The following is an 18,835-nucleotide window of genomic DNA, read 5'->3' on the forward strand; positions in this document are numbered from 1 at the left end:
GCGTAGGCGACAGTAGCACCCTTGCCCGTGTCAGTCGAGGGCGCTCATCACGTGCTTGATGCGCGTGTAGTCGTCGAACCCGTACTGCGACAGGTCCTTGCCGTAGCCCGAGTGCTTGAATCCACCGTGCGGCATGTCCGAGACGAACGGGATGTGCGTGTTGATCCACACGCAGCCGAAGTCCAGATCCCGGGAGAAGCGCAGCGACCGCGTGTGGTCCTTCGTCCACACGGAAGCGGCCAGCGCAAAGGGCACGTCGTTCGCGTAGCCGAGGGCCTCGTCGTCGTCCTCGAAGGACTGCACGGTCAGCACCGGCCCGAAGATCTCGCTCTGCACGGCCTCGTCGTCCTGGCGCATGCCCGAGACGATCGTCGGCTCGAAGAAGTAGCCGACGTCGCCCTGCCGCGTGCCGCCGGTCTCGATCGTCGCGTGCGCGGGCAGGCGGTCCACGAAGCCCTGCACCTGGGCGAGCTGCGCGGCGCTCGAGAGCGGGCCGAAGAACACGCCCTCCTCGTGCGGTGCGCCGGTGCGGGCGTGCGTGCGCACGCGCTCGACGAGGGCCTTCACGAGAGCGTCGTGCACCGAGGCGTGCACGATCACGCGGGTCGCGGCCGTGCAGTCCTGCCCGGCGTTGAAGAACGCGCCGGTCACGATGCCCTCCGCGGCCTTCTCGATCGACGCGTCGGGGAACACGATCGCGGGGGCCTTGCCGCCGAGCTCGAGGTGCACGCGCTTCACGTCGGCCGCGGCCGACTCGGCGACGGCCATGCCGGCCCGGACGGATCCGGTGATCGCGACCATCTGCGGCGTCTTGTGCGCGACGAGGGCGGCGCCGGTGCTGCGGTCGCCGAGCACGACGTTCAGCGTTCCCGCGGGAGTGTGCTCGGCGACGATCTCCGCGAGCAGGAGGGTCGTGAGCGGGGTGGCCTCGGCAGGCTTCAGCACCACGGTGTTGCCGGCGGCCAGCGCGGGCGCGATCTTCCACACGGCCATGTTCAGCGGGTAGTTCCAGGGCGTGACCTGACCGATCACGCCGACCGGCTCGCGCCGCACGTACGAGGTGTGCCCCGCCATGTACTCCGCAGCGGCGCGGCCCTCGAGGCTCCGCGCCGCTCCCGCGAAGAAGCGCAACTGGTCGACGGACTGGTCGATCTCGTCGGCCACGAGGTTCGCGCGGGGCTTGCCGGTGTCCTGCGACTCCAGGTCGGCGAACTCCTCCGCACGCGAGGCCATCGCGTCGGCGATCCGGAACAGCGCGAGCTGGCGCGCCGCCGGGGTGGTGTCGCGCCAGAGCGGGAAGGCAGCGGCGGCCGCGGCGTAGGCGGCGTCGACGTCGCTCTGGTCCGAGATCGGGGCCTGGCCGTACACCTGCTCTGTGACGGGGTCGATGAGGTCCATGCGGCCCTCGCCGTGGGCGGCGACGGCGCGCCCGCCGATGAAGTTCTGCAACAGTGCAGTTTCAGACAGTGTGCTCTGCATGGTGAAAAGAATAGGCGAGAATCGACGGAATCGGAAGAAATCTGGATCAGATTCTGCGAAATCAGTTGCAGAGCGCCGTCGGGAATGTCAAGATCGTCACATGAGCGACAAGCCGAAGGTGCCGGTGCTGGACGACGTCTCGAAGCGGATCATCGAACTGCTGCAGGAGGACGGCCGCCGGCCCTACGCCGAGATCGGCCGCGCCGTGGGACTCAGCGAGGCGGCCGTGCGTCAGCGCGTGCAGCGTCTTACCGACAGCGGTGTGGTGCAGATCGTCGCGGTCACAGATCCTCGCCAACTCGGATTCTCCCGCATGGCGATGCTGGGCATCCGCGTCGACGGGGATCCGCGAGTCGCCGCGGAGGCGATCGCGAATATTCCCGAGATCGCATATGTCAACGTGACGCTCGGATCCTTCGACATCCTCGCGGAGGCCATCTGCGAGAGCGACGAGGACCTGCTCGAGCTGATCGCGACGCGGATCCGCACCATCGAGGGCGTCTCGCACACCGAGTGCTTCCTCTACGCAGGGCTCCACAAGGACCTCTACAACTGGGGCACGCGCTGATCCGCTGAGCCTTCCGCCCGCCAGAACCCGGCCGCACGGCGGCGCCAGGGGCGTTGCGTCGCGCCTGTGAAAGACCACCCACCATCCCGGACAAGGAATCATCATGGGAACGACCGTCTTCGAACGACGGCAGCCGAGCGCCTCGGTCATCGAGCGCTCTCTCGAGAACACCGCGCACGCCGCGTTCTGGCTCGACGACGTCGAGCGCCCCTCCTACCCGACGCTGTCGGGTGAGGTGCGCGCCGATCTCGCGATCGTCGGCGGCGGATACGCGGGGCTGTGGACCGCGATCCGCGCGAAGGAGCGCGACCCGCAGCGCACCGTCGTGCTGCTCGAGGCCAACCGGGTGGGCTGGGCGGCATCCGGCCGCAACGGCGGGTTCTGCGAGGCGAGCCTCACGCACGGCGAAGAGAACGGCACGAACCGCTGGCCCGACGAGATGGAGCGGCTCGAGCGTCTCGGGCTCGAGAACCTCGACGGCATCCAGGACACGGTCGAGCGCTACGGCATGGATGTGGACTGGGAGCGCACGGGCCAGATGGCCGTGGCCGTCGAGCCGCATCAGATCGAATGGATGGAGGGCGACGACTTCCTCGACGAGTCCGCCGTCCGAGCCGAGGTCGCCTCGCCCACCTACCTCGCGGGATCCTGGGATCGCACCGGATGCGCGATGGTGCACCCGGCCAAGCTCGTGTTCGAGCTCGCGCGGGTCGCCACCGAGCTCGGCGTGCGGATCTTCGAGCGCACCCGCGTCACAGGCCTGAACGGCAAGGGCGTGCAGACCCTGACAGCGGAGAACGGCTCCGTCGTCGCCGACCAGGTCGCGCTCGCCACGAACGTGTTCCCCTCCCTGCTCAAGCGCAACCGGCTCATGACCGTGCCCGTGTACGATTACGCGCTCATGACCGAGCCGCTCACGGCCGAGCAGTACGACGCGATCGGCTGGAAGAACCGTCAGGGGCTCGCCGACAGCGCGAACCAGTTCCACTACTACCGGCTGAGCGCGGACAACCGGATCCTGTTCGGCGGCTACGACGCGGTCTACCACTTCGGCGGCAAGGTGCGCGAGGAGTACGAGGAGCGGCCGGAGAGCTTCCGGCGGCTCGCGTCGCACTTCTTCACCACGTTCCCGCAGCTCGAGGGCCTGCGCTTCACGCACCGCTGGGCCGGCGCGATCGACTCGTGCAGCCGGTTCTGCGCGTTCTTCGGCACCGCGCGCGGAGGCCGAGTCGCGTACGCGACCGGATTCACCGGCCTCGGCGTGGGCGCGACCCGGTTCGCGGCCGACGTCATGCTCGACGAGCTCGCGGGGCTCACGACGGAGCGCACGCAGCTGGAGATGGTGCGCACGAAGCCCATCCCGTTCCCGCCCGAGCCGGCCGCCTCGATCGGGGTCAACCTCGTGCGCGCGGCGATGAACCAGGCGGACCACAACCAGGGCAGGCGCAACCTGTTCCTGAAGACGCTCGACGCCGTCGGCATGGGGTTCGACTCGTGACCGCCCTGCCCGCCGCCGGCACCGCGGTGGTCGACCTCGTTCTCGCGCACGAGCCGCTGCCCGCGGACGAGGTCATGTCCGGCGCTCCGACCACGGCGATCGCGGTGCTCGACGACACCGGCGATCGTGAGATCGGCATCTGGGAGATGACGCCGGGCACCGCGCGGGACACCGAGGTCGACGAGCTCTTCATCGTGCTCTCGGGACGGGCGATCGTCGTCTTCGAGGATCCGTGGCTGCCGGATCTCGAGGTCGGTCCCGGATCCGTCGTGCGTCTCGCCGAGGGCATGCGGACCACTTGGACCGTGACGGAGACCCTGCGCAAGGTGTACATCGCCTGAGTCCTCCGGGAGGCCTTCTCCGACGGCGGGCGCAGGATTAGACTCAGCGCGGGGACCTCATCCGCGCGCCCAGGTGGTGCGGCGTTGCGCTACCGACGCGGGGATGACAACCCCCTGGGCTGGGGCTCATCATGTTCGAGAAACTCATGGCGACGGCCGTCCTTCCGGTCACGGACCTCGATCGCGCCAAGCGCTGGTGGCACGACGTGCTCGATCGCGATCCGATCTACACGGACGCCGAATCGGAGAACCTGTTCTACGACGTCGGGGGCGCCGTCGTGCTGGTGTACCGCACCGACTTCGCGGGCACGGCCAAGAACACCGCTCTCAACCTCGTGACCGATGACATCGACCGCGATGTGGCAGAGCTGCGCTCGCGAGGGGTCGAGTTCCACGAGTACGACTTCCCTGGTTTGAAGACCGTCGACGGGATCGCGGATCTCGGAGGCGAGCGCGGTGCGTGGTTCAGCGACACCGAGGACAACATCATCGCGATCGGCGAACCGTCGCCCGAGATGATGGAGCGTGTGATGGGCGGGGCGCGCGCGGCCGGCTGAGTCGCGGCGCGGGCGGTGACCTCGGTCCGTCACCGCCCGTGGGCGAGCAGTGCCAGGTGCAGGGCCGACAGCGTCTCGCCGTCGTCGAGATCGGCGCCGAGCAGATCCGCGATGAGGGCGAGGCGCTGGTAGAAGACCGAGCGGGACAGGTGCGAGGCGGTCGCCGCGGCGGTGCGGTTCCCCGGGTGCGCGACCACGGCGCGCAGCACCCTGAGCAGGTCGCCGTCCGTGGCGTCGTCGTGGCGGATGAGCGGCGCGAGCAGCCGTGCGCTGTGCTCCTGGAGCCGGTGGTCGCCGCTGAGCTCGGCGGCGAGACGCGCGAGGGGGCGGTCGGCGACGCGCAGCACGGATCCGGGCGCGGCCTGGCGGGCGAGGCGCCGCACGACGGGGATCGCGGCGAGCAGCTCGGCCGTCGTCGCGGCGGGATCGCTGACGGCGCCCGGATCCAGCTCTGCGACGAGCGGATCCGGCAGCCGCGCCCCCGCGGGCAGCGACACGAGCAGGATCCGCTCGGCTCCGACGTCGGCGGTCAGCGTGCGGACGTCGGCGACAGTCCGTCCGTCCGTGTCCGCGTCTGCGGCCCGTCGTCCCGACGCACCCGCCGTCGACACGGCCACGTACAGCGCGCGCCCGCGCACGGGGAACCCCGACGACTCCAGGCGCGCTTCGACGTCGGCGACCGTCACGTACCGCTCGCCGAGCAGCGCGGCGATCAGTCCCTCCGCGCGCAATCGCGCCCAGGCCTCCTCGCCGTCCGCGAGCCGCGAGAGCGCGAGCGCCGTGGCGGCCTGCTCGAGCACGGTCGCCGGCCCCGCGGGGTGCGGTGGTCCTGGCAGCGCGATCAGCTCGCCCCAGCGCGTGCCGCGGGCCGCGACCGGCACGCGCGTCCACTCGGGCGGCAGCCGACGCGACCGTCCGGACCAGCCGTCGAGCACCTCCGCCTCGGCGAGGTCGAACGGGTCGGCGACCACGACCTCGTGCGCGAGATCCTCCAGTACGACCGGCGCCCGCAGCGCTCGCGCGGTCTCCCGCACGACCACCTCGACCGGCGCTCCGCGCAGGCTCAGCCCGGTGAACAGCTCGTGCAGCCGCTGCCGCTCCTGCAGCGCCTCGACCTGCCCCGCGATGATGCGGCGGTGCACCTCCTCGGTGACCGCGACGAACTTCACCTCGCGGTCGAGGGTCACGAGCGCGAGGTCCCGCGCGCGGCACGCGGCGACCAGCGGCGGCGGCACCACGGCGAATCGCGTGCCGAGCTCCAGCACGATGCCGGCGAGGCCCGCGTCGGCCAGCTCGTCGACGAGCCGGGCGAGCGCGTCGGCGGCACCGGGCCAGCCGGCGCCCGTCGTGAGCAGCAGCTCACCGCCATCGAGCAGGGCGGCGACCCGTTCGCTGTCCGACACGTGCACCCAGCGCACCGGCACCTCGACGGATCCGGCCAGCACCTCGGGGATCCCGGCCTGCAGCGAGGCGACCTCGAGCGCGTCTGCGACGGTCGGAAGCCCGGGATCCCCCTTGGCCTGCTCCGGCGCGCGCCCCGGGGAAGACGCGTTCGGACGATCTGTCCGATCGGCGCGGAAGTCCAGACGATCTGCGGGCATGGATCCATCCTCCCCTTTGCCAGCATGGGAGAGCAAGCCCGCGGACGCGTCCGATCAGAGTGTCCGGATCCGCGTCCTGAGTCCCCGAATCCCTGACCCGAGGAGCATCACGTGACTGTGATCCGCCACTTCATCGACGGCGCCGACACCGGCGAGACCGAGCGCACCGGCCCGGTGTACAACCCCGCGACGGGGGAGGCCCACCGCACCGTCGCCTTCGCGAGCGCCTCCGAGGTCGAGCAGGCCATCGCAGCGGCCAAGGCCGCGCTGCCGGCCTGGCGCGCGACGAGCCTCATCAAGCGCGCCGACGTGTTCTTCCGCCTCCGTCAGATCCTCGCCGAGCGGACGCCGGAGCTCGCCGCGATCGTCACGAGCGAGCACGGGAAGGTGCTCTCCGATGCGGCCGGCGAGGTCTCCCGCGGCATCGAGAACGTCGAGTTCGCGGCCGGTCTCGTGCACCTGCTCAAAGGCGAGCGCGCCGAGCAGGTCGCACGCGGCGTCGACGTGCACTCGGTCAAGCAGCCGGTCGGCGTCGTCGCCTGCATCACGCCCTTCAACTTCCCCGTCATGGTCCCGCTGTGGATGGTCGCCTCGGCGATCGCCTGCGGCAACACGGTCGTGCTGAAGCCGAGTGAGAAGGACCCGTCCGCGGCGATCTGGCTCGCGAAGGCCTTCCAGGAGGCAGGGTTGCCCGATGGCGTGCTCAACGTCGTCAACGGTGACAAGGTCGCGGTCGACACTCTGCTCGACTCGCCGGACGTCAAGGCGGTCAGCTTCGTCGGATCCACCCCGATCGCGAAGTCGATCTACGAGCGCGCCTCGGCGAACGGCAAGCGCGTGCAGGCCCTCGGCGGCGCGAAGAACCACATGGTGGTCATGCCCGACGCCGACGTCGACGGCGCCGCGGCCGCCGCGGTCTCCGCCGCCTACGGCTCGGCCGGCGAGCGCTGCATGGCCGTCTCGGTGCTGGTCGCCGTGGGCGAGATCGCGGATCCGCTGATCGCGTCGATCACCGAGAAGGTGCAGAACCTGCGCATCGGCGACGGCACCGACGCCGCGAGCGAGATGGGCCCGCTGATCACCCGCGAGCACCGCGACCGCGTCGAGTCCTACGTCACGGGAGCCGCAGGCGAGGGCGCCACGGTGCTCATCGACGGCACGAAGCGCATCGCGGCAGGCGAGCGTCTCGACGAGAACGGCTTCTTCACCGGCATCAGCCTCATCGACGGCGTGAAGCCCGGCATGAAGCTCTACGAGGACGAGATCTTCGGCCCGGTGCTCGGCGTCGTCCGGGTCGACAGCTACGCGGAGGCCGTGGAGCTCGTGAACGCCCACCAGTTCGGCAACGGCGTCGCGATCTTCACCCGCGACGGGGGCACTGCCCGCCAGTTCGAGTTCGACATCGAGGTCGGCATGGTCGGCGTCAACGTGCCGATCCCGGTCCCGGTGGGGGCGTTCTCCTTCGGCGGCTGGAAGGCGTCGCTCTTCGGCGACTCGCACATCTACGGCCCCGAGTCGGTCCACTTCTACACGCGCTCCAAGGTCGTCACAACTCGCTGGCCCGACAACACGCCGGCGCAGGTCGACCTGGGCTTCCCGAGCAACCACTGACGCGGAAAGGATCCGAGACCATGAGCACCCTTACCGACACCGCTCGCCTCACCGACCGGCACGGCGCCGTGCATGCGCTGCCGGCTTCCGAGGCCGAGGTGCAGGTGCGCGCTGACGACCGCGCGCACGTGTTCCACTCTTGGAGCGCGCAGGCGCTCATCGACCCTGTACCCGTCGCCGCGGGCGAGGGATCCACGTTCTGGGACTACCAGGGCAACGCCTACCTCGACTTCTCGAGCCAGCTCGTGAACCTCAACCTGGGCCACCAGCAGCCCGATCTCGTCGCCGCGATCCAGCAGCAGGCGGGTCGTCTGGCGACGATCCAGCCGTCGATCGCGAACGACGTGCGCGGCGAGCTCGCCCGACTCATCGCCGAGGTCGCCCCCGAGGGCATGGAGAAGGTGTTCTTCACGAACGGCGGCGCCGACGCGAACGAGTACGCGGTGCGCATGGCCCGCACCGCGACCGGGCGCCGCAAGGTGCTGTCGATGTACCGCAGCTATCACGGCTCCACGGCGACGGCGATCTCGCTGACCGGCGACCCGCGGCGCTGGGCGAACGACTCGGTCGACAACGGCACGGTGCGGTTCTTCGGCCCGTACCTGTACCGCACCGCGTTCCACTCGACGACGCTGGCCGAGGAGTCGCAGCGCGCGCTCGAGCACCTCGAGCAGACGATCCAGCTTGAGGGCCCGAACACGATCGCCGCGATCATCATCGAGACGGTCGTCGGCACGAACGGCGTGCTCGTACCGCCGCCGGGCTACCTGCAGGGCGTGCGCGACCTGTGCGACCGGTACGGCATCGTGTACATCGCGGACGAGGTCATGGTCGGCTTCGGCCGACTCGGCGAGTGGTTCGGCATCGACGCGTTCGATGCCAAGCCGGATCTCATCACCTTCGCGAAGGGTGTGAACTCGGGCTACGTGCCGCTCGGCGGCGTCGTGATCTCCGACCGGATCGCCGCGGCGTTCGACAAGGTCTCCTTCGCGGGCGGGCTCACGTACTCCGGTCACCCGCTGGCCTGCGCGGCCGGAGTCGCCACGTTCGAGGTGTTCCGCCGCGACGGGATCCTGGAGCGCGTGCGCGACCTCGGCGCCAGGATCGTGGAGCCGACGCTCCGCGCCTGGTCCGAGAAGCACCCGAGCATCGGCGAGGTGCGCGGACAGGGCCTGTTCTGGGCCGTCGAGCTCGTGCGCTCTAAGGAGACCCGCGAACCGCTCGTGCCGTTCAATGCGGCAGGCGCCGATGCGGCGCCGATGGGCGCGTTCGCCGCGGCGGCGAAGAAGGGCGGGGTGTGGCCGTTCACGCACTTCAACCGCATGCACGTCGCGCCGCCCCTCGTGATCACCGAGGATGAGCTGGTCCGCGGTCTCGCCGTGCTCGACGAGGCCCTCGATGTCGCGGACTCCTACACCGACTGAGCCGCGCGGAGCTGCTCCGGATCCCGTCCCGTCTTGGGGCGGGATCCGTTCGGTGTGTGGAGGGCGATCTCCCGTTTTGGGGCTGGTCCCGTTGTGGGGCCGGGTCCCGTTTTGGGGCGTGAATCGACGTTTTGGGGCGCGTGACGTCACGTCCTGCGGGCGGGACGCGCCCCAAAACGTGGGAGTGCGCCCCGAACCGGCCTCGAGTGAGCCGGAACCTCGTCGTCAGACCGCGACGGGATCCGGATCCGCGACACGGTCGACGCGCCAGCCATCGTCGATGCGGTGCACCGTGGAGACCGACAGGTTCGCGGGACCGGTGGCGAGGTGTTCGAGGTCGGCGCCGAGGCCGTGCAGCAGGGTCAGGATCGTGATGCCGCTGGTCACCACGAGCACCTCGGATCCGGCGCCGGCGACGTCGTGCAGCGCTGCGGTCGCGCGCCGGGCGACGTCCGCGGGGGCCTCGGCGAGCGGATCCTTCGCGGCGAGGGCGTCCAGCGTCGCGATGAACGGATTGTCGGCCGCAGCGTGCGCCTGCATGAGCCGGAAGAACTTGCGGGCGCGCACCGCCTCGAGCCGCCCGAAGCACAGCTCTCGCCAGCGCGGATCCGACTCCGCCTGCAGCTCGGATCCCGACGCGTCGAGCAGTCGCGCCGCAGTCTCGCGGTGCCGGATGCCGTCGCCCGAGAACGCGGCGTCGAATCGGATCCCGGCGGCGGCGAGGTCGAGCCCTCGAGTCGTCGCCTGCTCGCGGCCGAGCGCGGTGAGCGGCGCATCGGACCAGCCCTGCATCCGCTCCGCCTCGTTCAGCATGCTCTGCCCGTGCCGCACCACCCAGATCCGCGTCATGGTTTCAGCCTAGGTCGCCCGGCTTTGGGGCGGATCCAGCCGTTTTGGGGCGGATCCTGCCGTGTTTGAGCGGTGGGACGCGCCCCAAAACCGTGAAGTACGCCCCAAACCGAGGTGCTGCAAGGCGTCCTGCGTTGGGCGCCGGCGCGGGCGCGGGCGGGCGGCGCACGCCAGCGACCGGCCGACGTGACCGACTCCGAGGGTGACCGCCCCCGAAGAGGACCGATCCCGAGGAGCACTGGCCCTGGGCGCGGTCAGAGCGCCGGCCACCAGGCCGGATCCGTCCACAGGCCGAGCTCCTGCTCGAGCGCGGCGCCCACTCGGAACACCGTGGCGTCGTCGAAGGTGCGCCCGACGATCTGCACGCCCGTAGGCACTCCGTTCGGCGCGATGCCGGACGGCACGGCGAGTACGGGCACCCGGCCGATCACGTTGAACGGCAGCGTCATGAGCTGCGCGAACACCGCGTCGCTGTCGGTGCACGGCTCTTCGGCGTCGAGGCCCGTGGTGGCGATCGTGGGGCAGACGAGGGCGTCGAAGCGCTCCATGAGCTCGCCGAACGGCCGGTAGAACTCCGACTCCGCCTCGAGGCCGGCCACGAAATCTCCGCCGGCGGCCGCGGCGGCTGCGAACGCGCGGGTGTACGGCATGAGCTGCGCCGTCCGCTCGGGGTCGCCGGCGGTGAAGCTCTCGATGAACGGTCCCATGACGGCGCCGAAGTGCGGCCAGCTCGTCTCCAGAACGCGCTGCGGGCCCCAGGGCAGTTCGACCTGCTCCACCACCGCGCCGGCGGCACGCAGTGCGGCCGCGACGCCGAGGGTGTTCGCCATGACGACCGGATCCACGTCGTATCCGCCCAGGTCGAGGCACACCGCGATCCGCATCCCGACGAGGGAGGACACGGCGCCCGACACGGTCGCGACCTCACGCAGCGAGGCGGCATCGCCCGCCCAGGGTCCCGAGATGACGTTCTGCAGCAGCGCCACGTCGGCGACGCTGCGGCCCATCGGGCCGTCGGCGCAGTACGTGTCGGAGTTGAACGGGGCGAGGCCCGGGACGCGCGCGAACGGCGGCTTGAACCCGACGACCCCGCAGAACGACGACGGGATCCGGATGGATCCGCCGATGTCGGAACCGGTCGCGAGGATCGTGGATCCGGCGGCGAGCACGGCGCCAGAGCCGCCCGAGGATCCGCCGGGCGTGCAGGCGGTGTTCCAGGGGTTGCGGGTCACGCCCCAGAGCGCGGTGTGGGTGACCGGCGCGCAGCAGTACTCCGGCGTCGTCGTGCGGCCGTGCACCACCGCGCCCGCGGCCTGGATCCGGTCCACGATCGGGTGCGTCTGGTCCGCGATGTGCCCGCGCTCGAGCAGGCTGCCCTCTTCGGCGGTGCGGCCGGCGATCGGCTGCTCTTCCTTGAGCATGAGCGGGATGCCTTCGAGTGCGCCTGTGGCCTCGCCGCGGGCGAAGCGTCCTTCGGAGGCCCGCGCGGCGATCAGCGCCTCATCGAGCCACTGCTCCGTGACGGCGTTGATCAGGGGCTCGGTCGCTGCGGTGCGCGCCACGACGGCGTCCAGCAGCTCGACGGGGGACAGGTCGCGCCGCCGGAAGCGCGCGGCGGCGTCGGTGGCTGTGAGGTGGTGCAGTTCCATGGGGCTCCTTCGTGTGGGGAGGGCTGGATGCCGGGCGCGGGGTGCCGGGGCGTGTCCCACTTCTGGTCCTGGAATGCGCTTCCGGAGAGCCAGAAGTGGGACACGGTGGGGCTAGAAGTGGGACACGGTCGGTGCGGGCCAGCCCGACCGGGCCAGCCCGACCGGGCCAGCCCCGACCCCGGTCAGGCCGGTACCGGCACGGAGTCGAGCAGCAGGCGGGTGTACTCGTGCTGCGGGTTCGTGAGGAGCTCGGCCGTCGCGCCACGCTCCACGATCTCTCCGCGACGCATCACGAGGGTCTGCTCGCAGACCCTGCGCACCACAGCCAGGTCGTGGCTGATGAACAGCAGGGTGAGGCCCTGGCGGCGGCGGATGTCGGCGACCAGGTCCAGCACCTGCGCCTGCACGGAGACGTCGAGGGCGCTGGTCGCCTCGTCCATCACGAGCAGGTCGGGCTCGATCGCGAGCGCACGGGCGATCGCGACGCGCTGCCGCTGCCCGCCGGAGAGCGTCTTCGGGCGCGCCACCGCGTGCTCCTCGCCGAGTCCGACGGCCGTCAGCAGCTCGAGCGCGCGGGAGTTCGCCGCGGCCTTGTCGAGTCCCGCGTGCAGTCGCAGTACGTCGGCGACGGCCCGCCCGGCGGGGATCCGCGGATCCAGGGAGAGGTACGGATCCTGGAACACCATCTGCACGCTCTTCGCGCGGGCGAGGCGCTCCTCGCGACCCTTCGGCACGCTTCCGGCATCGCGTCCGCCGATCCGGATCGTGCCGGTGTCGACCTGCTCCAGTCCGACGATCATGCGGGCGAGCGTGGACTTGCCGGATCCGGACTCGCCCACGACCGCGAGCGCCCCGCCCGCCGGGATCCGCAGCGTGGCATCGGCCACCGCGTGCACCTCGCCGCGCCCGCGCACCCGGTACGTCTTCGAGACTCCGCTGACCTCGACGGTCCGCCCTTCCCGCGAGACTCCATCTCCGCGACGAGACTGCGGCTCCTGAGCGCTGTCTCGTCGCCCAGTTGCAGTCTCGCGGTCAGAAGCAGTCCCGAACGAGATCACTCCGATGTCGCCGGTCAGGCGGGGGGTCGCGGCGACGAGGCGGCGGGTGTACTCGGCCTGCGGGGCGCGCAGGACCTCGAGGGCGGGGCCCTCCTCGACCACGGCGCCGTCTTTCATCACGACCAGCCGGTCGCACAGGGATCCGGCGAGGTTGAGGTCGTGCGTGATGAACAGCATGCCCATGCCGCGTTCGGCGCAGAGCTCGCGCAGCACCTGCACGATCTCGGCCTGCGTGGTCACGTCGAGGGCCGTGGTCGGCTCGTCGCAGACGAGCAGGCGGGGCGAGGTCGTCAGCGCGCCCGCGATCATGACGCGCTGCAGCATCCCGCCGCTCAGCTCGTGCGGGTGCTGGTCGAGGTGCTCGGCGGGGGAGGGGAGCCGCACGTCGGCCAACAGCTCCGCGGCGCGAGCCCTGGCCCGCGACCGGGACCAGCCCTCGTTCAGCCGCAGCGCCTCGGTGAGGTGATCGCCGATCGTGCGCATCGGGTTGATGCCGGCCCTCGGGTCCTGGAACACCATCGCGGCGTCGGCACGGCGGATGCTCCGCAGCGTCGCGGGGGCGAGCGGTGAGCGGCCGTCCACTGAGACGGATCCGCCGATCTCCGCCCTGTCCGGAGTGAGGCCGAGCACGGTGCGCGCGGTGAGCGATTTGCCGGATCCGGATTCGCCGACGAGGCCCACGGTCTCGCCGGGCGCGACGGACAGCGAGATCCCGTGCAGCAGGCGGGTGCCGTCGGCGAGGTCGAGCGTGAGCTCGCGGATGTCGAGCAGGGCGGTCGCGGACGACGGTGCTGACGTGTCGAGAACTGCGGATCCGGTCATGCGGGGATCTCCCCTCCGATGCGGTCGGAGAGGTCCTCGCCGACGATGTTGACGGCGACGACCACGAGCACCACCACGATGGCGGGCGCGATCGCCGGGAGGAACTGCCCGGCGGCGATGCCGGCCTGGGCTTCGTTGATCATCGCGCCCCAGTCCGCCGTGGGCGCCTGCACCCCGAGCCCCAGGAACGACAGTCCCGCGAGCTCGGCGAGCACGTAGCCGAAGTTCAGCGTCGACTGCGCGCCCACGATCGGCGCGACGTTCGGCAGCACCCTGCGCTGCGCGATCCACGCGCCGCCGAAGCCCTGCACGCGGTACGCGGCGACGTACGGGCGGGTGCGCTCCGCCGCCACGAGCGAGCGGGTGAGTCGTGCCACGAACGGCGCGTACGAGATGCTCATCGCGATCACCGGCGCGATCAGGCCCTTGCCGAACAGGGCGACGGCCATCATCGCGATGAGCAGCGACGGGAAGGCGAACAGCACGTCGAAGATGCGGCCCAGTACGGCGTCGACCCAGCCGCCGCGCCAGCCGGCGACCAGGCCCAGCAGGATGCCGAGGACCGTGGAGAACACGACGACGAGCAGCGGGCCGAGCAGGGCCGTGCGCCCGCCCCAGATGATCCGGCTGAGCAGATCCCGGCCCAGCGAGTCGGTGCCGAGCAGGTGCGCGGCCGACGGCGGGGCGTAGAACGCGGTGAAGTCCACCGCGTCGGGGTCGTACGGCGAGACCCAGGGGGCGAGGATCGCGGCGAGCGTCACGATCGCGAGCACCACGATGCTCGTGATCACGATGCCGCGTCCGCGCATCTTCTTCGGCATGCGCAGCACGCGCACGGCGAGGGTGGGGGCTGAGGAGGTCATCGTGCTCCTGCTCCGGCAGCGGATCGGGGGTCGATCCAGGGTTCGAGGATGTCGATGATCGCGTTCACCAGGACGAACGCGGTGACCACGAGCAGGACGATCGCCTGCACGACGGGGAAGTCGAGCCGGTCGACCGAGCCGACCAGCAGGGATCCGATCCCGGAGAGCCCGAAGGCCTGCTCCACGATCGAGCTCGCGACGATGAGGCCGGCCACGAGCGGGCCGGACACCGTGAGGATCGGGCCGAGCGCATTGCGCAGCACATGCCGGCGCACCACGGCGATCCGCGGGACGCCGCGCGAGATGGCGACCTCGACGTGCTCCCGGTTCAGCTGCTCGACCATCGCGGATCTGGTGACTTTGCCGACCAGCACGATGAACACGATCGCGAGCGCGATCGACGGCAGCACCAGGTGGAACGCCGTGTCCCAGAATCCGGATCCGGATCCGAAGGAGGGGAACCAGCCCAGCTGCACGGAGAAGACCGAGATGAGCACGATGGATCCGACGAACGACGGGATCGCACCGAGCACGGTGAGGCCGATGAGGATGCCGCGGTCCGCCGCGCGTCCCTTGTTCAGGGCTGCGACCGCGCCGCCGACGAGGCCGACGACGGCGATGATCGCCCCGGCCATCACGACCAGCATGAGGGTGACCGGCAGGCGGTCGCCGAGCACGGTCGTGACGTCCTGCCGGAACTGCAGCGAGCGGCCGAAGTCGCCGTGCAGAACGCCCCCGATCCAGCGCAGGTACTGCTGCCACGGCGGCAGGTCCAGGCCGTACTGGGCGGTGACCTCGACGATCGCCTCGGGCGAGGGCTTGCGCCCGCGCAGGAGGAACCGGATCGGGTCGCCCGGCACGAGGAAGCGGGAGAAGAAGACGAGGAGCGAGGCGAGGAAGAGGGTGAGCAGGAGCCCGCCCAGCTTCCCCGCGACGCGACGAACGGTGCTCATCGGATCCGTGCTGTCCTGATCTCGGCGCTGCGCTCAGCGTGCGCCGGACTCATCGCTTGCCGATCTGGGCGGCCCACGGGTAGTAGAGGAACGCCATCGACGGCTGCAGTCCCGTGATGCGCTTGCCCAGGAACAGCGGCAGGGGACCCGCGGCGAGCGGCAGCCAGGGCAGCTCCTCGTTCGCGATCTGCTGCGCCTTCGCGGTGAGGGCGCTGCGCTCGGCCGGATCGAATGTGCCGACGGCCTTGTTGACGGTGTCGTCGAACTCCTTGTCGCTCCAGCCGCCGTAGTTGCTGAAGTCGCCGGTGCGCAGCACGCCGTACATCTCGAGGGCATCGGGGCTGGAGAGGTACCAGACCGTGTAGAACAGATCCACGCCCTCCCTGGCGCTCGGGTCGCTGAACAGCGCCGTGTACTGCGCGGGGGTCACCGTCTTGATGGTGAGCTTCAGGCCGATCGACTGCGCGGCGGCCAGGGTGGCCTGCGAGACGACGGAGAAGTCGTTGCCGATCGGGGCGGTCACGTAGACGAGCTCCTTGCCCGTCGCGCCGGCCTCCTCGACGAGCTTCTTCGCCTTCGCGAGGTCCTGCTGGTAGTGCGTGACGTCGTCGAACGCCGTCTTGGTCGCCGTATCGGAGGCGGATCCCCACACCAGCTTCGTCGTCAGCACGTCGCTGACCTCGCCGATGTTCTGCGAGGCGGCCTTGAGGATGCCCTTGCGGTCGAGGGCCAGCATGAGCGCCTGGCGCACGCGCTTGTCGCCCAGCGTGCCCTTCGTGTTGCTCACGACGAGGTTGCTCGTCGCGCTCGACGGCGCGTACAGGACGTCGCCCTTGCCCGAGGCCTGCAGCTGCGAGGCGGCCTCGAGAGGGATCATCCAGGATCCGTCGACGTTTCCTGACTTCAGCGCGTTCACGCGCGCGGTGGCGTCGGGAATGATCGCGAACGTCATCTTCGCGGACTTGGCGCGCAGGTCCTTGTCCCAATAGCCGTCGTAGCGGGTGAGGGTGAGCGATTCGCCCGACTTCCACTGCTGGAGCTGGAACGGGCCGGTGCAGTTCACCCCGCCGGTCGAGTTGCCGTAGTCCTTGCCCGACGCTGCCAGCGTGGCGGCCGATTCGATGACGCCGGCGGATCCGCCCATCCCCAGGTTGAACTGCGAGTCGGGGATCTTCGTCTTGACCGTGACCTCCATCGGCCCGGTCTGCGTGATCGATTCGACGTTCTGATAGACGGAGAACCAGGCGGATCCGACCGAGGGGTCCATGATCCGCTGCATCGAGGCGACCGCGTCGGCGGCAGTCAGCGGGGTGCCGTCGTGGAACGTCACGCCGTCGCGCAGCTCGTACACCCAGGTGAGCGGGTCGGGATTCGAGAACGAGCTCGCGAGCCCAGGGCTCAGCGAGTAGTCGGGGTTCAGCCGCAGCAGCGACTCGCACACGTTGGCGAGCACCTGGTTGTCGGGGTAGTCGAACGCGTACGCGTAGTCGAGCGTCGCCGGCTCCGCGTAGAGCGCGAAGGAGTAGGAGTCGATGTCGCCGGTGGCCGCGGCGGTCTTCGTGGTCAGCTTCCAGTCGGACCCGGCGGATCCGGTGGAGGTGCCGCTCGCGCTGCCGGAGCAGGCCGTCAGGGATGTCGCGGCGATCAGCACCGCGGCGCCGACGGCGACGACGCGGGGGAGGCGGGGGACACGGGGGAGGCGGGTTCGGGTCATGACAGCTCTCCTTCGAGCTCGGTGCGGGCGGTGCTCTCGGTCGTGGGTGCGGCCTCCGCGGTGGCGAGGGCGCTCTCGGCGGCGTACACCCGGCGCCCGTCGATCCAGGTCTGCACGACGCGGCTGCGGAAGATCTCCTCGACCGGCAGGTCGAAGGGCGACGGATCCAGCACGACGAGGTCGGCGCGGAAGCCGGGGGCGATGGTGCCGGTGTCGTGGTCGCGGTGGTTCACGTAGGCGGAGCCGGAGGTGTAGGCGGCCATCGCGGTCGCGAGGTCGAGGCGCTGGTGCGCGCCCGCCAGGGGCTCCCGGTCGGATCCCGGGGTCGTGCGGTTGACGGCGATGTGGAGCGCGTCGACCGGGGAGGCGCTGGAGACCGGCCAGTCGCTGCCGGCCGCGAGGCGAACGTCCGCCCGCACGAAGTCGCCGAACGGATACTGCCGCGCCTCCTGACCTTCCTGCAGGAACGGCAGGGTGAGCTCGTCGAGCTGATCCTCGTGCGTGGCCCAGAGCGCCTGGAGGTTCGCGATCGCACCGAGCTCCGCGAACCGCGGCACGTCCTCCTCCGCCACGATCTGCAGGTGCGCGAGGTGGTGGCGGCCGTCGGTGGGGCCGTTCGCGTCGCGGGCGTCCTGCAGCGCATCGAGGGCCTCGCGCACCGCGCGGTCGCCGAGCGCGTGCATGTGCACCTGCTGGCCCGCCGCGTCGAGCGCCGTGACGTACTCGCGCAGGCGTTCCGGATCGATGAAGCTCAGGCCGTGGTTGTGCGTGTCGTGGCCATGCGCGTCGCGGTAGGGCGTGAGCATCGCCGCCGTGTGGTTCTCCGCCACGCCGTCGACCATGATCTTGGTGGTGCCGAGCTCGAGGCGCTCGGGGGATCCGAGGGCGGCGATGCGGTGGCGCTGCGCGACCATGCGCTCGACCTGCTCGATGCCGCCGTCGCGCTCCCACCACTGCGCGCCCGTGACGTGCACCGCGAGTGTTCCCTCGGCGAGGGCCTGCTCGTAGGCCGTGAGCGGATCCGGCACCCCGACCGCGCTCGATCCGACCATCGCGTCCTGCCAGCCGGTGATGCCGAGGGCGATGAGCTCCTCCTGGGCGCGGAGCAGGCCGCGGTAGCGCAGGTCTTCGCCGGTCACAGGTCGCGCCGTGTTGAAGAGTTCGCCGGCGCCCTCGTGGAATGTGCCCGCGGGGTGGCCGTCGGCCTCGCGGATGATCACGCCGTCGGCCGGATCCGCGGTCTCGCTCGTGACCCCGGCGCGCTCGATCGCCCCGGTCGAGGCCCAGATGCTGTGGTGGTCGCGGCTGGCCAGCAGCACGGGACGTCCGGGGGCTGCGGCATCGAGCAGGTCGCGGGTCGGGTTGCCGCCGGGGAAGCAGTCCATCGACCAGCCGCCCCCGAGGATCCACTCCTCGTCGGGGTTCGCTTCGGCGTAGGCGCGCACGGCGTCGACCGCCTCCTCGGCGGTCCCGGTGCCGCTGAGGTCGCACTGCAGCAGCTCGACGCCGCCGCCGACCGCGTGGATGTGGGCATCCTGGAAGCCGGGGCTCAGCAGGGCGCCGCGCAGGTCGATGAGTTCGACGGATCCGCCGGGTTCTGCGCCGAGGAACGCTGCCAGCTCGGACTCCGGCACGATCCGGTCGATGCGCTCGTCGCGCACGATGACGGCCTGGCCGAGCAGGGGGGATCCGGATCCGGTGAACACCGATCCGCCGTGGAAGACGCGCGTCGTCATCATCCGCCTTTCGTCGTTGAAGCAGGGCCGTACGGCCGTGGGATGCGACAAAGCTAGCCAGAGTCAAAGGCGATGTCAACAGCGTTGACTAAAGCGATGACAGCACGTTGCG

Annotated in this window: 15 protein-coding genes; 6 read left to right on the forward strand and 9 right to left on the reverse strand. The window is 70.8% G+C overall.

Going from position 1 to position 18,835, the window contains the following annotated elements; translation table 11 throughout:
• Window positions 1–30: 30 nt before the first annotated feature.
• Entirely contained in the window at window positions 31–1,479 is a 1,449-nt protein-coding gene (locus tag RS86_RS07280; protein ID WP_045271570.1) for an aminobutyraldehyde dehydrogenase, read from the reverse strand.
• Window positions 1,480–1,579: 100 nt separating this feature from the next.
• Here RS86_RS07280 and RS86_RS07285 point away from each other — a divergent pair, with 100 nt between their 5' ends.
• From RS86_RS07285 to RS86_RS07300, 4 genes are all read left to right on the forward strand, one after another.
• The gene (locus tag RS86_RS07285; protein ID WP_045271571.1) at window positions 1,580–2,047 is read left to right on the forward strand and encodes an Lrp/AsnC family transcriptional regulator; all 468 of its coding nucleotides are present in this window, start codon (window positions 1,580–1,582) and stop codon (window positions 2,045–2,047) included.
• A gap of 103 nt (window positions 2,048–2,150) precedes the next feature.
• Complete coding sequence (locus RS86_RS07290) at window positions 2,151–3,545, forward strand: NAD(P)/FAD-dependent oxidoreductase (protein WP_045271572.1); 1,395 nt, start codon at window positions 2,151–2,153, stop codon at window positions 3,543–3,545.
• On the forward strand, window positions 3,542–3,886 hold the full coding sequence (locus RS86_RS07295) for a cupin domain-containing protein (RefSeq protein WP_045271573.1): 345 nt from the start codon (window positions 3,542–3,544) through the stop codon (window positions 3,884–3,886). The genes RS86_RS07290 and RS86_RS07295 overlap by 4 nt, the downstream gene beginning before the upstream one ends.
• 131 nt (window positions 3,887–4,017) lie before the next feature.
• Window positions 4,018–4,443, forward strand: a complete 426-nt coding sequence (locus RS86_RS07300; protein WP_045271574.1) for a VOC family protein — start codon at window positions 4,018–4,020, stop codon at window positions 4,441–4,443.
• A 29-nt stretch (window positions 4,444–4,472) separates the two neighbouring features.
• Here the strand turns inward: RS86_RS07300 and RS86_RS07305 are convergent, their stop codons facing one another.
• Entirely contained in the window at window positions 4,473–6,044 is a 1,572-nt protein-coding gene (locus RS86_RS07305; RefSeq protein ID WP_045271575.1) for a PucR family transcriptional regulator, read from the reverse strand.
• 111 nt (window positions 6,045–6,155) lie between these two features.
• Here RS86_RS07305 and RS86_RS07310 point away from each other — a divergent pair, with 111 nt between their 5' ends.
• Both RS86_RS07310 and RS86_RS07315 read left to right on the forward strand, forming a co-directional pair.
• The gene (locus tag RS86_RS07310) at window positions 6,156–7,655 is read left to right on the forward strand and encodes a CoA-acylating methylmalonate-semialdehyde dehydrogenase (protein WP_045271576.1); all 1,500 of its coding nucleotides are present in this window, start codon (window positions 6,156–6,158) and stop codon (window positions 7,653–7,655) included.
• 20 nt (window positions 7,656–7,675) lie between these two features.
• Window positions 7,676–9,079, forward strand: coding sequence for an aspartate aminotransferase family protein (locus RS86_RS07315; RefSeq protein ID WP_045271577.1), 1,404 nt, complete (start codon window positions 7,676–7,678; stop codon window positions 9,077–9,079).
• A gap of 225 nt (window positions 9,080–9,304) precedes the next feature.
• Here RS86_RS07315 and RS86_RS19845 read toward each other — a convergent pair whose 3' ends face one another.
• The 7 genes from RS86_RS19845 to RS86_RS07350 form a co-directional block, all read right to left on the reverse strand.
• Complete coding sequence (locus RS86_RS19845) at window positions 9,305–9,928, reverse strand: histidine phosphatase family protein (RefSeq protein WP_052680135.1); 624 nt, start codon at window positions 9,926–9,928, stop codon at window positions 9,305–9,307.
• 254 nt (window positions 9,929–10,182) lie between these two features.
• A complete protein-coding gene (locus RS86_RS07325) occupies window positions 10,183–11,577 on the reverse strand; it encodes an amidase (RefSeq protein WP_045271578.1) in 1,395 nt (464 codons plus the stop codon).
• Between the two features lie 182 nt (window positions 11,578–11,759).
• Complete coding sequence (locus tag RS86_RS07330; RefSeq protein WP_045271579.1) at window positions 11,760–13,457, reverse strand: ABC transporter ATP-binding protein; 1,698 nt, start codon at window positions 13,455–13,457, stop codon at window positions 11,760–11,762.
• Entirely contained in the window at window positions 13,454–14,320 is an 867-nt protein-coding gene (locus tag RS86_RS07335; protein WP_045271580.1) for an ABC transporter permease, read from the reverse strand. Before RS86_RS07335 ends, RS86_RS07330 begins: the two co-directional genes overlap by 4 nt.
• Complete coding sequence (locus RS86_RS07340) at window positions 14,317–15,273, reverse strand: ABC transporter permease (RefSeq protein WP_045271581.1); 957 nt, start codon at window positions 15,271–15,273, stop codon at window positions 14,317–14,319. Before RS86_RS07340 ends, RS86_RS07335 begins: the two co-directional genes overlap by 4 nt.
• Window positions 15,274–15,322: 49 nt before the next feature.
• On the reverse strand, window positions 15,323–16,987 hold the full coding sequence (locus RS86_RS07345) for an ABC transporter substrate-binding protein (protein WP_045271582.1): 1,665 nt from the start codon (window positions 16,985–16,987) through the stop codon (window positions 15,323–15,325).
• A complete protein-coding gene (locus tag RS86_RS07350) occupies window positions 16,984–18,726 on the reverse strand; it encodes an amidohydrolase (RefSeq protein WP_045271583.1) in 1,743 nt (580 codons plus the stop codon). Before RS86_RS07350 ends, RS86_RS07345 begins: the two co-directional genes overlap by 4 nt.
• Window positions 18,727–18,835: the final 109 nt, after the last annotated feature.

The sequence above is a fragment of the Microbacterium azadirachtae genome (assembly GCF_000956505.1).
GTDB lineage: Bacteria > Actinomycetota > Actinomycetes > Actinomycetales > Microbacteriaceae > Microbacterium > Microbacterium azadirachtae_A.

Bases quoted from the DNA above. Each gene is read 5' to 3' on its own strand.
- RS86_RS07280 (WP_045271570.1), bottom strand. From the start codon at position 1,479: ATGCAGAGCACACTGTCTGAAACTGCACTGTTGCAGAACTTCATCGGC.
- RS86_RS07285 (WP_045271571.1), top strand. From the start codon at position 1,580: ATGAGCGACAAGCCGAAGGTGCCGGTGCTGGACGACGTCTCGAAGCGG.
- RS86_RS07290 (WP_045271572.1), top strand. From the start codon at position 2,151: ATGGGAACGACCGTCTTCGAACGACGGCAGCCGAGCGCCTCGGTCATC.
- RS86_RS07300 (WP_045271574.1), top strand. From the start codon at position 4,018: ATGTTCGAGAAACTCATGGCGACGGCCGTCCTTCCGGTCACGGACCTC.
- RS86_RS07305 (WP_045271575.1), bottom strand. From the start codon at position 6,044: ATGCCCGCAGATCGTCTGGACTTCCGCGCCGATCGGACAGATCGTCCG.
- RS86_RS07315 (WP_045271577.1), top strand. From the start codon at position 7,676: ATGAGCACCCTTACCGACACCGCTCGCCTCACCGACCGGCACGGCGCC.
- RS86_RS19845 (WP_052680135.1), bottom strand. From the start codon at position 9,928: ATGACGCGGATCTGGGTGGTGCGGCACGGGCAGAGCATGCTGAACGAG.
- RS86_RS07325 (WP_045271578.1), bottom strand. From the start codon at position 11,577: ATGGAACTGCACCACCTCACAGCCACCGACGCCGCCGCGCGCTTCCGG.
- RS86_RS07330 (WP_045271579.1), bottom strand. From the start codon at position 13,457: ATGACCGGATCCGCAGTTCTCGACACGTCAGCACCGTCGTCCGCGACC.
- RS86_RS07335 (WP_045271580.1), bottom strand. From the start codon at position 14,320: ATGACCTCCTCAGCCCCCACCCTCGCCGTGCGCGTGCTGCGCATGCCG.
- RS86_RS07340 (WP_045271581.1), bottom strand. From the start codon at position 15,273: ATGAGCACCGTTCGTCGCGTCGCGGGGAAGCTGGGCGGGCTCCTGCTC.
- RS86_RS07345 (WP_045271582.1), bottom strand. From the start codon at position 16,987: ATGACCCGAACCCGCCTCCCCCGTGTCCCCCGCCTCCCCCGCGTCGTC.
- RS86_RS07350 (WP_045271583.1), bottom strand. From the start codon at position 18,726: ATGATGACGACGCGCGTCTTCCACGGCGGATCGGTGTTCACCGGATCC.